Origin of the sequence: Treponema primitia ZAS-1 (assembly GCF_000297095.1) — a bacterium.
GTDB lineage: Bacteria > Spirochaetota > Spirochaetia > Treponematales > Breznakiellaceae > Termitinema > Termitinema primitia_A.
On record NZ_AEEA01000023.1, the window covers coordinates 29,110 to 50,967 of the forward strand.

Genomic DNA, 21,858 nt, shown 5'->3' on the forward strand with positions numbered 1-21,858 from the left:
TCCCCATAGTAAACTATTTCATACGAGTTTGTTGTTTTTAATCAAATCGGATCAACTTTTTATGGAAAGGATTATTTGTGGAAATCGTATGGAGTTGAGGATACGGAAGAATCAGGAAATATATATTCATAGATGTCCAGGGAGAGTTGGATCTCTATAACTCATATAAACTCAAAGAACTTCTGATGAAGATGCTTGAAAAAAAGATAGAGCGGTTCATCATCAATCTTGATGAAGTTGAATATATTGATTCCAGCGGTATTGGCGCTCTTATTTACATCTCCTCCACAGTCAAAAAGTTAAACCTTAAGCTTGCCATAACAAATATCCACGGATCGGTAAAAAAGGTCATTGAACTTACCAAACTGATGGGGTATTTTCCCATTACCGCTACTCTGGACGAAGCGATGAAGAAAGTTGGGGCCTGACTAAAATGGGCGGATTGGAAATCAAAATTGACAATTTTTCGCCTCTGTTTGACAAATCTAATATGGAGTACAAGGAATTTTCCTCCGATTTTAGTCAGATCCGCCTTTATACTATGTGGCTGGTCAGGTCTGCCCCCTCGGAGATACGGGAATTCAACCTTCTGGAACAGCAGATATCCGAAATCATCAAAAATGCGATAAAACACGGCAATAAGAACAATATCGATAAAAAAGTAAAGATATGGTACTCACTTACCGCAGAAACCGCCCATCTGATCGTGGAGGATGAGGGGGAAGGTTTTAAGGATCTGGAAAAGTGGAACGCCTTTAACCGTAAAAGGCTGCAGTACATAGGCGAGCAGAATTTTGACGATCTGGGGAAATACGTTTCCTTTCGGGGCGCTGATAGCGACAACTACGATGGGGGGAATGCCCTATTCGCCGCATTGGAATACTGGAATGGCGGGTTTGTGTTCAATGAAAAACGAAACGCCGTGGGGATGAAGAAGTTTTTTAATAGCAAAAGCAGCTCCACCGAAGAAGTTCTCTCGGATATCAAGCCCTGGTAAACAGCCCATTTTTAATTAATTAGACATGCCCGGTGAGAAAGTAGGCGTCCGCATCGGTAAAGGGTCTGCCGTAGATAAATTCAAAGAGAAAGCGTATATCCTCCGGAGCTATATCCAGGAACCGGCAGCCAAAGTAGTTGGTGGTTTTATCGTTGTACCGGCGGACTATCTGGGCAGTGGCGTTAACGGTTCGCTTAGGGGCGCTTAATTTCACCGAAAGTTCGGAGTCCAGGGTTAGCGATGTGGCTAATTCCGAGTTTGGGTAGGCAAAAAGCAGCCCCGAGGCGCTGATGTCGATGACATTGCCCATAAAGGGTTCGTTTTTTAGCTTTTCAGAATCAAAATAGCCGTTTACTTTCAGAGAAAAAGCAAGGACCCGGGCAAATTGATAGAGGGTGTCTATGATGTCGTAGTTCAGGGATGGACGGCCTTCCATGTTGACCCAGAGGTGGATATAGCCAATCACGTATTCCTGGAAGAGGATGGGAACCCAGACATCCGAAACGATCCCGTTGTCGAATTTTGAGCGGATAAACCGGGATGCGGCATCATCAAGATAGTTCTTTCCTACACCGGTACTTTCCAGATACCGTTTGAGCATATCCGCGGTTACGAGCCTTTTTTTAGGATGCGGGTCCGTTTCGGGCAGGGCCCCCAGGGTGGAGGGCAGAAAAATGGTCTTGCCGGTCTCTGCCAGGATCTTCTCCTCCGCGGTGACGGGTTTTACATCCTTAAAGATAATCAACTTATACCCGCTGGCAAAATTTTTTATCCACTCCGCTAACTGCCCGATAAGCCCGTTGAGATTCTGGGGATCCAGATGGTTCATAAACTCGGTAATTTCTTCGGACTCGTAATCGGTTATCTTGGGGAAGGAAAGAGAATACCGATCCCCCCGAAAGGTAAACAGTATCTGCAAATCCGGCGGGGTTATCACCCGGGAGTGGGAACGGCCCAGGTTTTTATACATCAATTCCGGAACCTTCGCGGTGATATGGTCATCCCTCAGTGTCTCAATTTCCAGGGAAAAGGTGATGATCTTTTCGAGGTACTCAAACATCAGGTTCATTTTTCTCCGGGGTTTTAGCCCCGGTATGGGGCGATCCGCCTGGAGGTGAATTTCGTCTTTGGTGGGCTGTTCCACCCGTAATACGTATTCGGTACGGTTACGTAAAAAAATAATGGGAAGCTGATCGTCGTAGAGTACCTTAAGGAAAAAATCCTTCTCAATCCGCTTAATCGGTGTTGCCATGTCTCAACCTTAAAAAAATCGTTCATAGGGGGAAAAATCAAACTTATAGGTATTCATTCCCCCTTCGGATAAAGCTCTCGCTTCTTCTACAAGTATATCCTCAAGCTGCCATTTATCATCCGCAGACTGCAGATATAATTCCCCGGCCAGGCTCATATCCCGGCCGATAAACCGGAAAAGGAAGGATGTGGAACCGTCCGCTTCCTCCCTACCCCCTCCCAGCCGGTATTTTTGCGGATTCATGGGCTCAAGGCTGGTAAACAATTCCTCAAGCAGGGATTGGGCTATCCCGGCAAGGCGGGCCGATTCCCGGTTCCCCGATAATACCCCTTCCAGCAGGTTCCGGGCATACCGGTAGGCTTCTTCGGGCGCCAAGCCCCGGCCCAGCTCCCCGATAACCGCATCCCGGGGGTACCGGGGAGACTCGTCCCCCCGCTGGGGCTGCCGCAAGGCTTCGGGGATGGTACCGCGGTTAAAGATCGGTTCCTCCAACGCTGCTTGCGACGTTTCTTCTGTAAGCTCTCCGGTATAATCCTGTGCTAACAATGATATCGCATAAAAATTAATCAGTAAACTTGCCAATACTATTTTTGGGATCCCCAGCGCCCTAACCATACCTATAAGATACTCTGTTCAATACAAAAGATCAAAGGGATGATTCCATCCCAGGGATTCAGGGATGGACAGGGATCATACCGGAAGGCTATTATGCCTTTATGGGAAAGGATGTTTATGCCGTGCTTCAGAGTGGATACACGGAGCCCATACGGGATGTGCTTTGGGGGCATATTTACCTTACCCCGGAACTGGCGGCGTTGACTAAATCGGAGCCCTTTATGCGGCTCTATCGTATTTTCCAGCTTGGTCCTGCCTACGCGGTCTACCCCGGGGCGACCCATACCCGGGCGGTCCATTCCATCGGGGTGTATCACCTGGCCCGTCGGCTCCTCTTGAATTTGGCGGAGCGCGGCGCCGACGCCTGGCTTACACCGGTAGGGGCGGTTTCCTTTCTTTGCGCCGCCCTGCTCCACGATTTGGGCCATTTTCCCTATACCCATTCCCTCAAGGAACTGCCCCTGGCCCGCCACGAGGCGCTTACCGCCGAAATCATACTCCGGGAACCGATAAAGACCCTGGTGGCCAAAGCCGGGGGCGATCCCGCCCTTACTGCCGCCATTGTGGATACCGGTCTTCCTGCGGGCAGCGAAAAGGAACCGGTTTTTTATCGGAAACTCCTGTCCGGGGCTTTGGATCCGGACAAGCTGGACTACCTGAACCGGGACGCCCGGTACTGCGGCGTCCCCTACGGCGCCCAGGACGTGGATTTTATCCTGAGCCGCCTGTATCCCCATGCCGAAAAGGGGGCAGTCATCGATGGTAAGGGGATTCCCAGTGTGGAGTCCATTCTTTTTTCAAAATACCTGATGTATCGGGCGGTTTATTGGCACCCCATGGTACGTTCCGCCACGGGGATGATTAAGAAGGCCCTTATGGGAGGTCTGGAGGATGGGGTTTTAAAGCCCGAGGATCTTTACGGCCTGGATGACCCGGGGCTTTTTGCCCTCCTGGCTCATGGTTCCCACCCCCTCTTTCATCTGGCGGAAAAGGTTAGAGCCGGCCGGTTTTACACGGCTGTGGCGGAATTTCCCTTTGATGAGGGCTTGCACGGAAATCTTCTGGATATAAGTCGGCGATCCGGGTACGAAGAAGCCCTGGGGGCGGAACTTTCATTGCCTGGGGAAACTTTGGAACCGGGGGCGATAATCATTGATGTACCGGAGCCGATTTCTTTTGAAACCGGCCTCTACGTTGCCGATGAGGGCTGTTATTTTTCCGAAAGTTCCAGCGTGTTTAAGCCCGGGGTAGTGGACAGTCTGGTAAAATCTTTACGAATTATTAGAATTTTTGTGGATCCTGAGCATGAAAATAGGGTAAAATCGAATCCGGAGCTCGAAGGGATATTGCACATACACAAAAAATGGTTAAATTTAATATAGACGTGGAGGTTCGTAATGGAGATACATAATACCACCGAGGATGTTGTTTTTTCGGTGATAGGTGAAATTTGCACTTCTATCGAGAAACAGGGCAACCCCGAAAAGCTTTGTCTCTGCGATCAGTGCCGCATTGATGCGGCTTGTTTTGTCCTGAACCGTGTTCCTCCCCACTACATTATCTCAAACCGGGGCGCCGCCCGTATTGAACAGGAAACCATTAGCCGGCAGCAGCTGGAAGCGGACGCCGTTTCCCTGGTATTTGAAGCCATCAAGCGGGTCAGCCATAACCAGCGCCCTAACTCGGACCACACCAGCGGGCAGGTCAAGGAAGTTAAGAAAGGGCCGGTTTTCAATATCCCCACCATTATTGGCCGGGCCTTTGACGGCGCTAATTTCTCTCCCCTGGCGGACGTAGGCGTGGAGCTGTGGCGGGATGGGAAGCTGGTGGAGATGAAGAATCGGAACTGGCAGAACCCCTGTAAGCTGGTGTTGAATACCCAGGGTACCTTTACCTTCTGGCCTGAATCCATCCCTGCCAAAGAAGAGGGAAGCCGTGAGCAATTTGAATATTCCGTAAAAATCGAAGTGCCGGGCTTTGAAACCCTGACCCACTTTTTTGAAATCCCGGTGATCAGTGAATTGGGTAACGCCGAATCCTTCTCCATGGACCGGACCCTCAAGCTGCCGGATCTGTATTTGTTCCCCCCGGGCGGGGACGAAGATTAGGGTTTTAAAGACGGATTTTTCATATACCCCGTTTATCTCCGCCACACCGGTAAGCTAAAAAAGCCATAGCTTTCACGCAGCCACTTGCCGCCGGTTTCAACCCGGGGCTGGCCATTGGCGTCCTTGTCAATCAGGTGCGTCCACGTACCGGGGGGCAGGTAATACTCCACCTCATTGTCGGCGCTGAATACCGGCGCCACGAGGATGTCCGGCCCGAGCATATACTGCCGGTCAAGGAAGGGGCACACGGGGTCGTCGGGGAACTCAAGCAGCATCGCCCGCATCATGGGGATACCTTTTGCGTGGGTCTCCTTTTGCGCTTCAAGCAGGTAGGGTACCAGCGTTTGTTTCAACTCGGCGAAAAACTTGCAAACCACGGCCGATTCCTCATCGACATTCCAGGGGACGCGGTACGAGTTGCTGCCATGCAGGCGGCTGTGGGATGAAAGCAGCCCGAAGGCAAGCCAGCGTTTGAAGAGTGCCGCATCGGGGGTGCCCTCAAAGCCGCCGATGTCGTGGCTCCAAAACCCGAAACCGGAAAGCCCCAGGGAAAGTCCGCCCCGCAGTGTTTCTGCCATCGCCTCGAAGGTCGATTCGCAGTCGCCGCCCCAGTGCAGCGGAAACTTTTGCGAGCCCACCGTAGCGGAGCGGGCAAAGAGGCAAACCTTACCAACGCCCTTCTTTTTTTCCAGGTACGTGAACACCGTCTTCCCGTACAGGTAGGTATAGTAGTTGTGCATGGCGATGGGGTCTGCACCTGAGTGGTATACCGCATCAAGCGGGATGCGCTCACCAAAATCAGTTTTGATGTAGTCAATGCCGAGGTCGAGGACTTCGCCGAGTTTTTCTGTGTACCAGGCACAGGCCGCCGGATTGGTAAAGTCGACGATTGCCAGCCCTGCCTGCCAGAGGTCGGTCTGATAAACGGAACCGTCTTTTTTCTTGAGAAAGTATCCCTTATCGCGCCCCTCGGCAAAAAGCCGGGAACGCTGGCCCACATAGGAATTTATCCACAGGGAAATCTTTAGTCCCTTTGCTTTGATGCGTTTAATCATTCCGGCGGGGTCGGGGAAGGTGGCGTCATCCCAACAAAAATCCGTCCAGTGGAAGCCCTTCATCCAAAAACAGTCAAAATGGAATACGGATAGGGGGATGCCGCGGTTTGCCATACCGTCAATAAAGCTCATCACCGTTGCCTCATCGTAGTTTGTGGTAAAGCTGGTCGACAGCCACAGCCCGTAGGTTGACTCGTCGAGAAGCGGCGGCCTGCCGGTCAGCGCGGTGTAACGTTCGAGGATTTGTTTTGGCGAAGGCCCGTAAATGACAAAGTATTCGAGGTTCTCCCCTGCAACACTGAACTGTACCCGCGAAGTTTTTTCGCTTGCCACCTCAAACTGCACTTTGCCGGTATTGTTGACAAAGATACCGTAACCGGCGTTTGTCAGATAAAACGGAATATTTATGTAGGCCTGGTCGCTTGCCGTACCACCGTCGGCATTCCAAATATCAATAGCCTGACCGTTTTTAATAAACGGCCCGAAACGCTCGCCTAAGCCGTAGATATACTCGCCTACGCCCAGGGAAAGTTCCTCTTTTATATAGGTTCCCGAATAGGGACGCTGGTCGCCTTCAAAAAATTCGAGAAACGGGTCTTCGGCATACTGCGCCCCGCGATGGCTCACGATGTAACCGGTTGACTTGGTTTCGCATTTGGTGAGCGGCTTCCGTTCGGCGCCCGCTGCCTTTGCGGAAAAACGGACATCCCAAATGTCTCCCAGCTTAATACGCGCCTCCAAATCGCCGGAAGCAAACACCGCCTCGTTCTCCGCAACGCTAACTTCGCCTTTGAAGGAGCCGTCATCGGAAAGTTCGAAATGCGGCCCACTGTCAAGGTGTCCGCCAAAATGGGTGATGCGCACCCGTATCACGTTTTTTGCCGGGGAAGAGTACCGCACCGTAAGCTCCGGGCGGTTGAGCACATCAAAGCGCTCCCGTATTGCTTTATCAGGCGCGTGGATAACAAGTGCGCCGTCCTGTTTTTCAGCATCAATAGCCGTAGCCGCATAATGCGCCTCAATGCCTTCCTTAAGTAACCAGTACCCATTCGTAAATTTCATACTAACCTTCCTTACTTAATATTTAATACAATATCTTTTCATTTGTTCGATTTTCTGTAAGGGTTCCGCCGGACACTGCCGGGGGGATTCAAAATAGTGAAGGGCATCAAGAAGCTGCCCATCGTTCCTAAAGGACGCTATCGGGACAGCCGGAAATGGCTGCATGTCAAAATAGGCGTAACTCAAATCGGTGATGGTCATTCCGGTGGAGCGGGACACACCGATGAGGGTCTCGTATATACGCCGGTTTTCGGGGCAATCGTATACCGCGGCTGTACCGGACAAAAGGCCGGCGTTTTTTTCGAGCCGGGTAAAATATCCGTTTGCAAAGGAGGTGAAAGCCATCGCGCCCAGCCCGGTTTCTTTGTGATACGCGTAGGCGCCGGCGTCCATGCAGACCGTGGTTTTGTCGGGTATCTTATCCCATTGAATGTCGGCAAGGCTCCACATCAGCTGATTACACACGAAGCCGCTGCTGCCCTTTTTCGCGGCATAGGCGGCGGCTTCCTTTATTCTGGACAGGGTCCAGTTGGAACAGCCGTAAAAACGGATCTTCCCTTTTTTTATTTGCAGGTCAAGAAAGTCGATGATTTCTTCCACAGGACGTTTTGTGTCATCCCGGTGTAAAAAATACAGGTCAATATATTCTGTTTGCAGTTTTTCGAGGCTCCCATTGAGGTCGTTTTCGATCTCCCTATTGCCCAGACGCGGATCACCGAGCCCTGCGCCGCAGAACTCAGGATGCGCTCCCTTTGTCGAAAGGATAAGCGCTTCTCTGTTTTTCTTTTCTTTCATCCATGCACCGATTATACGTTCACTGCGGGATTTTTCGCCGGGAACCCAATCGCTGTATACATGGGCGGTATCAATAAAATTACCGCCGCGCTCAAAAAACAGGTCAAGCTGCAGCTTCCCGTCTGCCTCAGCAAGCTGCGCCCCCAACTGGGCCGTCCCAATGCAGAGCCGTGATACGTTTAAATTTGTATTACCCAGTGTGATGTACTTCATATAAAAAAATGAAGAAGCGCTTATTTATACGCAATTATAACTAAGCGCTTCCTGAAATTTTACCGCTTAGTGAATACTTATCCACTGCCGCTCAATAGCCGCGCAGGTTTGGTCTTTTGTCGCGCTGCCGCCGACATAGGCTTGCATCAGCTCACCGAAAACCTGGTGAAAGGCGTCCGTCGAATAGATGATGGACAGCGGCGCGCTGCCTTCCTGGGCCACATGGGCCGCGCCCTGTTTGGGCACCTCAAGGTTCGGGACGACACCGGCGCTAATCGGCGGGACAACCTTCGCTACATTGGCGAACCAGCCCTTTCCATAATCTGAAGTATACCACCAGTTAACGAAGTCAAGCAATTCTTTTTGATGCTTCGATTTGTTGCTCACCCGCATTGCCTGGTCGGCGCCGGTCACTACCTTGCAGTCCGCCGGATTATTTGAAATAGGGTACCCATCAAAACCGATTTTCAGGTTAGGATTGATTTTGAGCACATCTTCCTCTATCCAGGCGCCCTGCCCAACGGTCATCGCGGCCTGCCCATTGCCAAAAGCGGCAACTTCGCGGTCAAGGGTTGTCTCAAGCAGTTTGTCATCCCCATATTTTTTGACAAGATCAACAAAACGGAAGAAATCGTTGTACAACCGGGGATAATCGGAAACCTTCGCCTGCCCGTTTTCAAATTTCTTGGTAAGGGCTATCGGGTCATTGGTAGCGGTACCGAAAAAGTTCATCGCGGCATGTTTCCAAACCCACCATTCACCGAAGCCGGATGTAAAGGGCTTAATGCCCAGGGCGGCAATTTTTTCACAGGCGGCTTCCAATGCGTCGAGGGTCTGCGGAAATTCTGCTATCCCCGCCTTCGCAAAAATATCCTTATTATAGAGGATACCAAAGAAATTACCCTTGATAGCAAACCCGTAGGGCCCCGCGCCGGTGTCCATCGACTTAAAGCCGTCGGCTACCGCCGGAATCATCGCTTTGGCGATAGGCTGGTCGGCGAGGTTGAGGCTGTATTCCGTATACAGGTCAATTTCCGCACCGGCGGTGCTGGTAAAAATATCGGGCAAATCGCCGGAATTGAGTTTCGTCTTGAGCAACGCCGGGTAATCCGCCTGGGTCGTTTCGTAGTTGATCGTCACGTCCGGCACAACCTTTTTGTACTCGGTAATCAACGCACGAATCGAATCGGCATATTCGGGCTGGGAAATGAACACATACAGTTCGGTTCCCGAAGCCCCTTCTTTGCCGCCCCCGGCAAACACCGCGCCTGTCAGGGCAATCCCCAACGCCAACACCAGTAAACACTTCTTCATAAATATTCCTCCAAAAAAATAGTTATCTTAACGGGTATAAACCCGTAAAAATACTCACCCTTTTACCGCACCCGCAACAACCCCTGCGATAATATTTCGTTGAAACGCGATAAAGAAAATTATCGATGGCAGCACCGTAAGCACCATTGCGGTCATCGCGTAGTGCCACTGTGTGTTGAATTGCCCTACAAAGGTGTATGCCGCCAGTACCAGTGTCTTTGTCTCATTGCTCCGGTTTACCATTAACAGGGGCAGCAGAAAATCATTCCAAATCCACATTACATCAAGCACAATCACCGTTGCCGTTACCGATTGGAGCAGCGGGAAAATAATGCTGGCATAGGTGCGGAATGTCCCCGCCCCGTCCATGTACGAACTTTCGTCGAGTTCCCGCGGAATTGTTGACATAAAATTAAAATAGATAAACGCCGCCATGGGAATACCAAAACCCCAGTACTGAATTCCGAGCCCCAGCTTATTGCCGGCAAGCCCCAGGGTCGTCATCGTTTTGAGCAGGGTAATCATAATCGTCTGAAACGGAATCAGCATGGGAATGATGATAAACAGGTAGGCGAACGCGGTGAACTTGTTTTTCCGCCGTTGTAAAACGTAGGCGGCAAGGGAAGAAAAAAACACGATGCCAACGATACCTACTACCGTGATGAATACCGTATTGAAAAACAGTTTTATGTAGCTCATCTTGGTGATGACGAAGGCGTAGTTTTCCGGCGCCCACACCTTCGGCAGCGAAATGGCGCTTGACACCACTTCCCCGAAGGGTTTTAGCGAGTTTATCAGCATCAAAAAAACCGGATAGATATACATAATTGCGATGACGGTAACCACCGCTGCTAAGACAGCTGTCGATGCTTTTTGTTTTTGTTTCAATGTCATCGTATCCCCCTATTCCCTAATTTTCCGATTTAAACACGCGCATCACCACCTGTGTCAAAATCAATACAATAATAAAAAATACAAGGCTTTCCGCTGACCCCAAACCGTAGCGGTTGTTTTGGAATGCGTCGCGGTAAATTCCCAGGGTGACCGAATAGGTGCTGCCCGCAGGCCCTCCCCGTGTCAGTGCAAGAATGATATCGAACACCTTCAGTGAATTGGTCAACGACATAAACATACAGGTCGAGATTGACGGGGCCAACAGCGGCAGTATGACTGAGCGAAGGCGTAAAAAGCCCGAAGCGCCGTCAACGACTGACGCCTCGATAATGTCCTGGGGTATTGCCTCAAGGCCGGCAATGTAGAGCACGATATAGAATCCGAGGGACTGCCAGACACCGACAATGGTAACGGAAACGAAGGCAAGGTTTGGCGTTCCAAGCCAACTCCATCTGAAGATGCCGAGATTCGTGTTGGCGAGCAGCGTGTCGAAGCCCGAGGAAAAAATAAAACGCCAGATAAAACCGACTATGGTCATGCTCATTATATACGGAATAAAGAAGAGGCCGCGCAGCGTATTTGCAAGGCGGAATTTTTTTACGAGGGCGATTGCCAATGCAAGGGCCGCTATATTCGTAAACAGCATAAAAAGAACCGTATATTTGAAGGTAAAAAGCAAGGTCCGCAGAAAATCCGCACCGCCGGTAAAAATCGCTTTGAAATTCGCCAATCCGATAAATTTAGGCGCCCGGGCGATACCGTTCCATTCGGTAAAGGAATAATAGCCGGAAAGTACAAAAGGGATGTATATCATCACTCCCACAAACAGCAGTGCCGGTAAGGGATAAAAAACCGATTCCAACAACTCAACTTTCTGTTTTTTCATTTTGGCGCCAATTCCTCCCGGGTATATGGAAATGCGTGTACGTACACATTGTAACACGTTTTTTTTTCACTGTCAAGGATTTTTTCATCCCGTTTTTTCCACTAAAAATAGCTCCGCAAAATAATCCCCCTTTTTGGGCCTATTATTATGGGCGCTCTCCAGAAAAAGCCCTGCCTGCATAAGTTCGTCCCCTCCCCGTTCCCCGCAGTTACGATTTCGGTCATCTTCGGAAAAGCCCCCCTCCTCCCAAACCGTAACCCGGTAATCCGCGTCTCCTTCCAGCCCCGCAAGTTTAAGCCGGAACGGCCGCTGGTTGGGGTTGGCGAGTATCCGGTAAAAGCCCACGATTGCCTCTTCCTTGTCCTCCGATACCACCATCCAGGAGGCATAGCGGCCGCTCAGGGGACTGAGTAATCTGAAAAACCGGCCGTATTGGAAGGTTCTCCGGTGGGCTTTGTAAAAGGCTATCTGTCTTTTTACCGCCTCCCGTTCTTCGCCGCTGAACGCGGCCGGATCAAGCTCGTAACCAAGGCAGCCGAAGAAGGACACCATGGCCCGAAAGGACAATGGGGTCAAGCGCCCGGTCTGATGGTTGGGGATTGCCGAAACATGGGCGCCCATGGAACTAAGGGGATAGATAAGGCTGGCCCCTTCCTGAATAGCGAGACGTTCCACCGCATCGGTGTCATCACTTAGCCAGGCCTGGGGAGCAAAGCCCAGGAGGCCCGGATCGAAACGGGATCCGCCTGAGGCGCAGGATTCAAAAAGAATTTCCGGGAAGGCGCGGGTAAGGCGGGCGTAGAGATCGTAAAGTCCCAATACATAGCGGTGAAAAAATTCCCCCTGCCGTTCCGGAGGCAAAGTAATACTGTACGGTTCGGTGATATACCGGTTCATATCCCATTTGACATAGGAAACCGGCGCGCTTTTAATAACCCCCGAAAGAACGTTAAACAGATACTCAATTATTTCGGGCCTGCCCATATCCAACGCGTATTGATACCGGGACTCCGTCCGCGGGCGGGCGGGCACATGGACCGCCCAGTCCGGATGGGCGCGGAACAAATCGCTGTCGGGGCTTACCATTTCCGGCTCTATCCAGAGGCCGAACTTGATCCCCAGGGCGCACACTTTTTCTGCCAGCCCTGTGACCCCCCCAGGAAGCTTTCCCGCATGGGGAACCCAATCCCCCAGGCTGGAATGATCGTCATCCCGCTTGCCGAACCAGCCGTCATCCAGGACGAAAAGTTCCGCCCCCAGGTCACGGGCAGCGGCGGCCATTTCCAGTATTTTCTCTTCAGTAAAGTTGAAGTAGGTCCCTTCCCAGTTGTTGAGCAGCACCGGCCGTTCCGCATCCCGCCATGCGCCACGGGCAAGGCGGTTCCGGTAGAGTTCGTGGTATTGCCGGGAACAATTTCCCAGCCCGGTTCCCGACCAGGCCAGCACCGCTTCGGGGGTATCAAACATGGCGCCCCCCGCAAGCTCCCAGGAAAAGGTATGGGGGTTAATCCCTATCCGCAGCCGGGCAATGCCCCACTGATCCACCTCCACATCCGCCGTAAAGTTCCCCGAATAGAGGAGGCTGACCCCCAGGACTTCCCCTTCACGTTCCGTGGCTGCGGGCCGCCGCAGTATTAGTGCGGGGTTTGTCTGTGCGCCGGAAACTCCCCGGCTGCTCTGTATGCCCTGGAACCCGGTCCGCAGCGGGGCATCCCCCGTCTCAAATTCCCGGGCCCATGATCCGGTCAGGGTGATAAGGTTCCAGCGGCTGTCCGGCAAATCCAGGGAAAGGCTCATGGCATGTGTCAGGACGATTTTCCCGCTCCCTTCGTTAATAAAACGAACATGCCGGGCCAGACAATTATACTGCGCAAATATCGTATAGAACAAAATGATCCGCAATCCCGAAGCCGCATCCCGCAAGTCCAGTTCCAGGGTCTCCGCCTCGTCATCCTTTTCCGTGTAGGTTGCAGGCAGTCCCGGCGTTTCCGCCTTCCCCGCATATATCCGGTGGGCTTCATAGCGGGGTTCAACCACGGATGACCCATCCGCAAAGCGAACCGCAAAGGCGGGCCGGCGAAAGTCTCCGTTTCCATAGGCGGGATATTCAAAGCGGACAGCAGCCCGATCATCCCGGTTGGAAAAACCCGCAAAGGGAATAGGATCAAGCAAAGGATATGCCCTGCCTGCCCCCAGCGCCGCGCCGGTATAGACCTGGCCAATAGAGCCGTTTTCCAAAATCTTGATAATATAACTAAAACTGCCGTTAGTCAGATGAAACTGATTCGCCGCATAATCAAATGAAATAGACATACCCTCTCCTGTTGCCCATGAACTACTTTTACTCCCAAGCTATTAGAGAAATCTTTATATTGATATACATCGGGCACTTCACTCAGTTCAGCTTGCATTCTCTTGGAAAACAAATTCGTAATCGGTATCCTATTCTCCCCCCTCCTCCGATGTTACTCCACTTGATTCTCCTCCAAAAAGCAATGCCTTAAGAAATACATCATTAACTAATTTCTCTTTATCCTTTTGATCCGTTATTGTGATTACATGAGACAATCCAACAGCCTTCAGTTTTTTTGATGCTGCAATCAAATCGTGTTTTTCTTTATCGGTCATCCCTTCTTCTCCACCAGTTCGCGGCTTATTTTCCCGGCTTGGATCCAATCAGGGTAAAGGTCAGCCCGCATTGATACCGTTCCCCGCTTTCCGGGTTGGTCACCTTGTCGGAGCCATAGAAGCCGACGGATCCGGAGGAAAAGTCCTTGGGCTGGGCTATGGTTGTGGTCCATTCTTTGCCTTCACTGTCCTTTATGGTGATTTGAAGGAATCTTGGGGCTTTGGGATCTCTTTTGGCTGGTTCAGGCATGGTTAGCCTCCTTTTTGGGTGTTCAATTTTCCATATAATGCCATAGGATACATTGTTTCTCAATATAAGGGTAGTCAAAATCCGTTCTTTGCTAGGGGTTTCTTCGGAAGGAGCTTAAAATGTGAGGGTAAGAGCGATAGAACGGGGGATTGGGAGGGGGGCATTACGGCAGGGTTTGACAACTACCCCACGATGGTGGTTCCGGGAATGGGGATTCGGGGTTCCGTCGCAAACATCCTGTTTGCGACGGAACCCCGCCTACGTCCCCTGTCGGCGCCATCCATGGCGCCTTTTCCTCCCTCTCGAAGCCGCTTACGCGGCATCTAATGAGGCGGGAGTTCCGCTTCGAATCCCCACGGTATTTGCTGAAGAATAACTTTTTCGGAGAGGGGGGATTCGGTCTCCAGTCGCGGACATCCTGTCCGCTCCTTACGACCGCCTACGTCCCCTGACGGCGCCATCCATGGCGCCTTTTCCTCCCTCCGGTCGGCGGGGACTCCGGTTCGAATCCCCACTTTATTGGTTGAAGATTTATTATTCGGAGAGGGGGGATTCGAACCCCCGACAGCCAGTTCCCAAAACTGGCGGCTTAACCACTAGCCAACCCTCCGTAAAGCATTACTATACGGGAAATGGGGGGTGGTGGTCAATTCCGTAGTTTCAAACGATATTCAGGCGGTTTCCTTGATTTTAGGCTGTTGATGAGCTATTTTATAGATATTATGAAAGAAAAAACAAATTTTCGAAAAATAACCATAAAACGGCGGTTTCTCATATTTTCCATTGGGCTTTTTCTGCTTATTGCGGTGGGTGGGACCGGGGCATTCTATCTGGCAATGCGGCAGAGTATCCGATCAAATGTGAACCAGGAACTGACCCGGCTCCTGGAAACCAAGCGGCTCGGTCTTGAGGCATCGATTGATAATGAGTTGGCCATTGCCCTTAAATTGACGGATTCTCCCTTGATAACCCGGTTTTTTCTTGACCCCTATGACCCGGTGTTGGAGGCCTTGGCCTTTGAAGAGCTTGCGGGGTACCGTCGGGCCTTTGAGAGCGGTAATATCTTCTGGATTAACGATACGGATAAAAAGTACTACCTTGGGGGCGATACCGCCGAGTACGTGCTGAACCCCGATGATCCCTATGCGGCATGGTATATGCCGACCCTGAATATGCCCACCGACTATGAATTCTTTGTTGATTATGAGAAGGCCCTGCAAAAGAGCGTCCTCTGGGTCAACGCGACGGTTCGCTCCCAGGGGAAACCTATTGGCATAGCAGGGACGGGTATCGAAATAGGGGACTTCATCAATTCAATCTATGCGGACCTTGCCCCGGGGGTAAACCTTTACCTCTTTAACGATGGCTTGGAAATTACCGGCGCCCGTGACAGCAGTCTGGTTATCGATAAGGTACAACTTGGCTCTCACCTGAAATCTGAGGGGGTGCAAATCCTTGATGCCCTGGGTAAACTGCGGGGCACCGATATTAGTACCATTAACCTGGGGAAGGAGGTGATCGCCCTGGGTAGGATTCCCCTGCTCAACTGGTATATTACCGCTTTTATACCGATTACGCCGGATATGTATCTCAACTCCACAATGACCTTGGTTTTTGCCGCCATGTTGGTGGTGGTTCTGCTCATATTTGTCATATTTAATTTCTTTATCGCGGGCGCCCTTAAGCCCCTCAACCATATCATGGAAGTGTTAAAACAAATTTCTGCTGATTGGGATCTAACCCGGCAGCTTACGATTAAACGCGGAGATGAATTCGGGGAATTGGCGGGATTCTTTAACATGACCTTTGGGAAAATAAAGGAGCTGCTCACGGTAATCAGGAATAAGTCCGACTCCTTAACCGATACGGGGACGGATCTGGCATCCAATATGGTGGAGACTGCGGCGGCGATCAACGAAATTACCGCGAATATTCAGAGTATGGAAGGCCGCGCGGTGAGCCAGTCCTCGGTGGTAAGCGAAACCAGGGGCGGGATGGAACGGATCATGACCAGTATTGGCGAGCTCAATACCCATATTCTGGCCCAGTCCGACAGCGTGTCCCAATCCTCCTCGGCTATTGAGGAGATGCTGGCGAATGTCCGCTCGGTGGCGCAAACCCTGGTTAAGAACACCGATAATGTGAACAACCTTGCGACGGCGGCGGATGTGGGCAGAAGCGATCTGCAGAAGGTGTCCGAGGATATTCAGGAAATTGCCCGGGAATCCGCGGGGCTCCTGGAGATTAATGCGGTGATGGAGAACATTGCCAGTCAGACCAACCTGCTGTCCATGAATGCCGCCATCGAAGCGGCCCACGCGGGGGAAGCGGGCAAGGGCTTCGCGGTGGTTGCCGATGAGATACGGAAACTGGCGGAGTCATCCGCAGAGCAGTCAAAGACTATCAGTGCGGTGCTTAAAAAAATTAAGACTTCCATTGACTCGATTACCCAATCCACCGATGTGGTCATCAAACGCTTTGAGGTGATTGAAGAGGAAGTACAGACCGTATCTAATCAGGAGGCGGGCATACGGGCAGCCATGGAAGAACAGGAGACCGGCAGCCGGCATATTTTGGAAGCCGTAACCCGCCTGAATGAGCTTACCGCCATGGTAAAACAGGGTTCCGAAGAAATGACCGCCGAAGGTCAGGGAGTGATGCGGCAGAGCAAGGATCTGGAAGGGATCGCTGCGGAGATGGCCAACGGTATGGAAGAAATGGCCAAAGGGGCGGATCAGATCAACGTTGCTGTTGTCCGGGTTAACGAGATAAGCGGGGTGAATAAAACCAACATCGATGCCCTGGGCGGGGAAGTGTCCAAGTTTAAGGTGTCCTAGCTCCGGCCCCACACTTTTACTGCGTTAAGGTACTCAATCACCCGAAGCCCGTCGGCAGCGCCGGACCGGGGCTGCCGGGTAGGATCGCGGTAACAGGCAACGGCGTCTTCAATCATATTGGCAAAATACCCCGTCTTTCCTTCGAAGGCGTCATCGGCCTTTTTTAGGGAGCGGAACCCTTCGGCGTAGGGGCTTTCGGCGCTCTCCCAGACTTCGAAGATACCGTTCCCGATACGCAGCCGTCCATGGGCGCAGGAAAATTCCAGCTCGAACACCAGGTGATCCCGTTCTGCGCCGACTTCCATGAGAAAGGGTATTCGTTCCGCCTCCCTTTCCAGATACCCATCAAGCCAGGCGGTACCTTTCCGGCTGTTGAGCCTTGCCCCGCGGCGGCTATGGTGATGCAGGACTGCGCCGGTGAGGAACATGGCGGCGTCCGCCAGATGGGTGCCGTCGTGCCAGAACACGTCCAGGAGACGCCGGGTCTTACCCATATAAAGTACGGTCCGTACGCTGAGCAGGGGGCCGAGCCGTTCTTCATCCAGGATGGCCTTGGCTTTGATGTAATCTGCGGAGTAGCGCCGTTCGTGGTTGGTTACTATTCGTGTGGGGCTCTTGCGGTGCAGCGCCGCTATTCTCCGGGCTGAACCCAGCGTATCCGCCAGGGGCTTTTCGCAGACCACCACCGGAACCCCGTGACGGGCGGCAAGCGCGCAGTAATGGTAATGACTGTCCGGGTGGGTAGCAATGTGGACTATCCCTGGTTTATGCTTTTCCAGCATGACATCGGCATCGGCGTAGACCGGGCATCCCCAGCGTTCGGCAAAGAGGCGGCGCCGGTCTTCGTCGGTGTCGCAGCCCGCAGCGATGGTGCAGGCGGGGTTTGCCGCAGCAGCCCCGGCGTGGGTGCAGGGTTTTTCGCGTAAAGCATCGTCCTCAAGGAGGCTGGCGATGCGGCCTAAACCGATGATGGCAACGGGGATTTGTTCCCTCCTCACTTTGCCCCGCCTGCCAGAACCGGCGCTTCTATTTCTTCATTCCGCACGAGCTTCAGTTCCGTAGCTTTCTTTACCCGCTTCTTGTCGTGGCGGCTGTTCAGGAGCGAATACATCACCGGGGTTACGAAGATGGTCATGACGGATTGTACGGTGAGGCCGCCCACAAAGGTTTTGGCTATGGGCTGGATGGTATCCGCGCCGGCGCCGGGGAAGAGGGCGATGGGGAGCATACCCAGGATGGTGGTGAGGCTGGTCATGAGGATGGGGCGTAGGCGGTTGCGGCCTGCTTCAAGGCAGGCTTCGCGGACCGTCCTGCCCCGGGCGCGGAGGGTGTTGATACTGTCCACCAGCACGATGCCGTTGTTTACCACTACCCCCACCAGGGCGACGATGCCCACGGCGGAGAACATGGACATGGCTTCGCCGGTGAGCTTGAATATCCAGATTACCCCAATTAATAACAGCGGTATTGAGAAGAAGATGATCAGAGGATCTACGAAGGATTCAAACTGGCTGGCCATAACGCCGAAGACCAGGAATACTGCGGCGGCAATGATAAAGATGAAGCGGCCATAGTAGGCGGCGACTTCCTGGGCCTCGCCAAGGTAGCGTACCGTGACTTCTTCCCGGGGTACCAGGTACTGTTTTACCGTGCTTTCCAGACGTTTCTGCATGTCCGTGGCGGCGATTCCCGGGGGCAGATCCCCGGTGATCCGGATTACCCGCTCCTGTTTTTCGCGGCGTATGGAGGAGGGGGCCCTGCCTTCCACAATGGAGGCGACATTGGAGAGGGGGATGCGGTAGCCGCTGCGGCTCATCACAAATACTGCGTCAAGGTTGGGCATACCTACCCGGTCTTCGTCCCGGAGCATTACCCTGATGTTCAAGAGCCGGTCCCCCTGGCTGAAGGTGGTAACCGCGCTGCCGTCCATGGCGGTGCGTATCTCCGAGGCGATGGCCGAAAGGGACAGGCCGAAGCTCGACGCCCGGTCCCGGTCAACCTCAACGCGCAGCTGGGGCGCGCCCTCGTCAATATTTACCGTGGGGTTTTCTATCTCCGGCAGATAGCGGGTCATGATTCCCTGGATTTCTCCGGCGGTTTCCATGATGGCGTTGTAGTCCCGGGAGCTTATTGCCATTTCTACCGCCTGGGTGTTCCCCATGCTGCGCCCGGCGCGGAAACTGACCAGGGCGCCGGGAATAGCGTTGGTGTAGGGGGTGAGTTTGCGGATCACCGTTTCCGGGGTGTCGATCTGCTGCGCCGGCGCGGGCAGGATAATCTGGATGCTGCCCTGGTTCGTTCCGCTCCGCCGAGCTGTAAGGATGATGTTCCGGTAACCCTTGACCTGTTCTTTGATCAATTCCTCCAGGGTAAAGAGGGTTTCCTCGGTCACATCCATGGCAGTACCCTGGGGCAGGGAAATGTTGAGATTGACGTTATCATCAGTTCTGGTGCGGATGTACATATTCATACCGATACCGCTGAACTGCATCAGGGAGAAACCCAGGAGCAGGAGTACCAGGGTAATGACCAGGACGCGGTGGGAGAGGCAGTAGTCCAGGGCGTTCCGGTATTTATTTTCCATGCCTTTGAAAAAGTTTTCCATACCGTCGTCAATGCGTCTGAGCAGAGGGTTTTTCAGGGGCTTTTGTTTACGGGTGTTTAACTTAAGGATGGAACCGCAAAGGCTGGGTACCAGGGTAATTGCCACTACCAGGGAACAGATCAGGGAGATCACCACCGTAAAAATCAGATCGCTGAAGAGCTGGCCCATTTCCTTAAGATCGTTCTTATAGATGATTAGGGGGATGAACACACAAATAGTGGTGGCCGAGGAGGCGAGGATGGCCCGCAGCATTTCCCTGCTTCCCAGGATGGCGGCAATGTCCGGTTTGGCCCCCCGTTCCCGGTAGGTATGGACATTTTCCAAAATAACGATGGAAGCGTCCATGGTCATACCTAAGCCCATGATGAGGCCGGTCATGGTGAGAAGGTTCAGGGTAAAGCCGAATATTGCCATGAACATGATGGTAAGCAGTATGGAAATAGGGATAGACAGCCCAATGATTACCGTTCCCTTGATGTTACGCAGGAACAATAACAGTACCATCATAGCCAGAGCTGCACCCTGGAGGGCGTTAGTGTACACCTGGCTCATGGTAGCCCTTATCATGGTGGTATTATCCGAAAGCACCTCCAGGGTGATGCCCCGGGGCAGGGTTGCGTTGATCTCCGTTAATGCGGCCAGTACCCGGTCGGCTACCTGCACCTGGTTACTATCGCTTTCGCTGGTAACCTGGATGTAGACCCCGCTCTGGCCGTTTACGTACACCCGGGCGGCATTATCGTTGTAACCCAGGCTCACATCGGCGATATCCTCCAGGCGTACTACCTGGGACCGATTGGCGGCAGCTGCGGCGCCTCCGCTTATGTTTACTGTTTTAACCACCAGCCGCTTGATCTGATCCAGGCTGACCAACTCCTCCTGGGTCATAATCTGGTATTCCCGGGTCCCCCGGCGCAGGTTTCCCCCGGAAGAGAGGATGCTCTGCCCGCGGAGGGAGCTTGAGACATCGCTCAGGGTAAGGTTGAAAGCCGCCAGCCGGTTCAGGGATACGGCGACCTTGACGATCTGGGTGGTACCTCCGGTAACCTCCGCAGCGGCAACCCCGTCGACCCGCTCAATGCTGGCCTGGATTTCGTCTTCGGCAAAGATACGCAGCTGATCCGGGGGGTAGTTACCCCGAACCACCAGGCGCATGATGGGCATGGCGCTCATGTCGAAGCGCCGTACCGTGGGGGTTTCCACGCCGTCCGGGAGGGAGTTGACCAGCCGGTTCAGCAGGGTTTGTGCGTCCGTCATGGCCTTGTCCATATCCGTACCGTAGGCAAATTCCAGGTTGATAAAGCTGGTCTCAAATTGGGAGTTGGAGGTGATATTGGTAAGTCCCCTGGAAGCGGTAAGGGCCCGTTCCAGCCGCTCCGTAACGTTGCGCTCCACGTCCGTAGGTCCCGCCCCGGGGAAACGGGTGAAGACTGAAAGTACCGGCCTAGCCGTTGACGGGTAGAGGTCCACCGCAAGGTTTGGGATCAGGGTGGCCGCTATGCCCAGGGCCAGGGCGTACAGTATTACTATCGTTACCGGTCGTTTGACCGAGTATCCGGCTATGTTCATCCTAACCCCCTAATCCACAACCCGGACCGGGTCGCCGTCGGAGAGAAAATTCTGCCCCGCGCTTACCACCCGTTCCCCGGTCTCAAGCCCATCGGTAACTTCCACAAATTCCTCGTTCTCAAGGCCCAGGCTTATGACCCGTCTTTCGGCGATATTGTTTTGGTTCACCACAAACACTATCCAGGACCCATAGGTGTTTATCACCGAGCCCCGGTTAATTACCGGAACGTTGGTGCGGGAGTTGGTAACCAGGCTGACGGTGGCAAACATCCCCGCCCGGATCCGCGGATCAACCGTGCCCTGAAACCGGAGGCGTATCCGCAGGGTCCGGCTTGCGGGGTCAAGTACGGGGCTTATCTCGCTGACCGCCGCATCAAAGCGTTCCCCGGGCATGGCCTCGAAGCTAATCTGTGCGCCAAGGTTCATCTGTACCGCAGTGGAGAAGCGCTCGGGCACAAAGGTTTCCACAATAAGACTGTCGAGGTTCCCCACCACGTATATGGCAGTCCCGGTGGTAACCGTATCACCGGGGCTTACCGGGGCCTGGAGTACCGTCCCGCTGATAGTGCTGGTAACGGGGCTGCGGGAATACACTTCCCCGGGCCGCGAGGGGTCCACCATGGCTACGGTTTGCCCCTGGGATACCCGGTCCCCCACCTGGAGCCGCATCTCGGTGATCTTCCCTGCCATGGCGGGGAAAAGGGAAACTTGGGTCCGGGCGATGACATCACCGTTGATCACCACGCTGTTTTCTATAGTACCCAACACTACCGGTGTT

Annotated in this window: 17 protein-coding genes, 1 tRNA gene and 1 pseudogene; 5 read left to right on the forward strand and 14 right to left on the reverse strand. The window is 52.9% G+C overall.

All coding sequences use genetic code 11. The features are described from left to right. Positions 1–88: 88 nt before the first annotated feature. Positions 89–428, forward strand: a pseudogene (locus TPRIMZ1_RS18330) (anti-sigma factor antagonist). A gap of 5 nt (positions 429–433) precedes the next feature. Next, entirely contained in the window at positions 434–997 is a 564-nt protein-coding gene (locus TPRIMZ1_RS0103125) for an ATP-binding protein (protein WP_010254579.1), read from the forward strand. Between the two features lie 19 nt (positions 998–1,016). Here the strand turns inward: TPRIMZ1_RS0103125 and TPRIMZ1_RS0103130 are convergent, their stop codons facing one another. Both TPRIMZ1_RS0103130 and TPRIMZ1_RS0103135 read right to left on the reverse strand, forming a co-directional pair. Continuing rightward, the gene (locus TPRIMZ1_RS0103130) at positions 1,017–2,249 is read right to left on the reverse strand and encodes a PilZ domain-containing protein (RefSeq protein WP_010254581.1); all 1,233 of its coding nucleotides are present in this window, start codon (positions 2,247–2,249) and stop codon (positions 1,017–1,019) included. Positions 2,250–2,258: 9 nt separating this feature from the next. Beyond that, positions 2,259–2,831: a hypothetical protein gene (locus TPRIMZ1_RS0103135; RefSeq protein ID WP_198429891.1), complete on the reverse strand. Its 573-nt coding sequence runs from the start codon at positions 2,829–2,831 to the stop codon at positions 2,259–2,261. A gap of 134 nt (positions 2,832–2,965) precedes the next feature. Between TPRIMZ1_RS0103135 and TPRIMZ1_RS0103140 the strand changes: the two genes are divergently transcribed. Together TPRIMZ1_RS0103140 and TPRIMZ1_RS0103145 are read left to right on the forward strand one after the other, a co-directional pair. Then, a complete protein-coding gene (locus TPRIMZ1_RS0103140; RefSeq protein ID WP_010254585.1) occupies positions 2,966–4,246 on the forward strand; it encodes an HD domain-containing protein in 1,281 nt (426 codons plus the stop codon). A 15-nt stretch (positions 4,247–4,261) separates the two neighbouring features. Then, positions 4,262–4,972 (forward strand): late competence development ComFB family protein, encoded by a 711-nt coding sequence (locus TPRIMZ1_RS0103145; protein WP_010254587.1) that lies wholly within the window; start codon positions 4,262–4,264, stop codon positions 4,970–4,972. Between the two features lie 32 nt (positions 4,973–5,004). On the opposite strand, the gene yicI is transcribed toward TPRIMZ1_RS0103145, so the two are convergent. From yicI to TPRIMZ1_RS0103190, 9 genes are all read right to left on the reverse strand, one after another. After that, positions 5,005–7,089: an alpha-xylosidase gene (gene yicI, locus TPRIMZ1_RS0103150; RefSeq protein WP_010254590.1), complete on the reverse strand. Its 2,085-nt coding sequence runs from the start codon at positions 7,087–7,089 to the stop codon at positions 5,005–5,007. A 15-nt stretch (positions 7,090–7,104) separates the two neighbouring features. After that, entirely contained in the window at positions 7,105–8,097 is a 993-nt protein-coding gene (locus TPRIMZ1_RS18335) for an aldo/keto reductase (RefSeq protein WP_010254592.1), read from the reverse strand. 66 nt (positions 8,098–8,163) lie between these two features. Beyond that, a complete protein-coding gene (locus TPRIMZ1_RS0103160) occupies positions 8,164–9,411 on the reverse strand; it encodes an ABC transporter substrate-binding protein (protein WP_010254595.1) in 1,248 nt (415 codons plus the stop codon). Between the two features lie 54 nt (positions 9,412–9,465). Further along, positions 9,466–10,305 carry a carbohydrate ABC transporter permease gene (locus TPRIMZ1_RS0103165; protein ID WP_010254597.1) on the reverse strand — a complete coding sequence of 280 codons (840 nt, stop codon included), beginning with the start codon at positions 10,303–10,305 and terminating at the stop codon, positions 9,466–9,468. A 16-nt stretch (positions 10,306–10,321) separates the two neighbouring features. After that, positions 10,322–11,191, reverse strand: coding sequence for a carbohydrate ABC transporter permease (locus TPRIMZ1_RS0103170; protein ID WP_010254599.1), 870 nt, complete (start codon positions 11,189–11,191; stop codon positions 10,322–10,324). A gap of 84 nt (positions 11,192–11,275) precedes the next feature. Beyond that, on the reverse strand, positions 11,276–13,504 hold the full coding sequence (locus TPRIMZ1_RS0103175; protein WP_010254602.1) for an alpha-galactosidase: 2,229 nt from the start codon (positions 13,502–13,504) through the stop codon (positions 11,276–11,278). 129 nt (positions 13,505–13,633) lie between these two features. Then, entirely contained in the window at positions 13,634–13,819 is a 186-nt protein-coding gene (locus TPRIMZ1_RS0103180) for a hypothetical protein (RefSeq protein ID WP_010254605.1), read from the reverse strand. 25 nt (positions 13,820–13,844) lie between these two features. Continuing rightward, a complete protein-coding gene (locus TPRIMZ1_RS0103185) occupies positions 13,845–14,069 on the reverse strand; it encodes a hypothetical protein (protein ID WP_010254607.1) in 225 nt (74 codons plus the stop codon). Positions 14,070–14,607: 538 nt separating this feature from the next. Continuing rightward, positions 14,608–14,680: transfer RNA gene (locus TPRIMZ1_RS0103190), tRNA-Pro, on the reverse strand. A 111-nt stretch (positions 14,681–14,791) separates the two neighbouring features. Between TPRIMZ1_RS0103190 and TPRIMZ1_RS0103195 the strand changes: the two genes are divergently transcribed. Further along, positions 14,792–16,906 carry a methyl-accepting chemotaxis protein gene (locus tag TPRIMZ1_RS0103195; RefSeq protein ID WP_038077730.1) on the forward strand — a complete coding sequence of 705 codons (2,115 nt, stop codon included), beginning with the start codon at positions 14,792–14,794 and terminating at the stop codon, positions 16,904–16,906. On the opposite strand, the gene TPRIMZ1_RS0103200 is transcribed toward TPRIMZ1_RS0103195, so the two are convergent. The 3 genes from TPRIMZ1_RS0103200 to TPRIMZ1_RS18340 all read right to left on the reverse strand — a co-directional run. After that, a complete protein-coding gene (locus TPRIMZ1_RS0103200) occupies positions 16,903–17,904 on the reverse strand; it encodes a Gfo/Idh/MocA family protein (protein ID WP_010254611.1) in 1,002 nt (333 codons plus the stop codon). The two genes, TPRIMZ1_RS0103195 and TPRIMZ1_RS0103200, sit on opposite strands and share 4 nt — an antisense overlap. Beyond that, on the reverse strand, positions 17,901–21,080 hold the full coding sequence (locus TPRIMZ1_RS0103205; RefSeq protein ID WP_010254613.1) for an efflux RND transporter permease subunit: 3,180 nt from the start codon (positions 21,078–21,080) through the stop codon (positions 17,901–17,903). Before TPRIMZ1_RS0103205 ends, TPRIMZ1_RS0103200 begins: the two co-directional genes overlap by 4 nt. A gap of 9 nt (positions 21,081–21,089) precedes the next feature. Then, the coding region (locus tag TPRIMZ1_RS18340; protein ID WP_010254616.1) for an efflux RND transporter periplasmic adaptor subunit at positions 21,090–21,858 on the reverse strand (769 nt) is incomplete at its 5' end.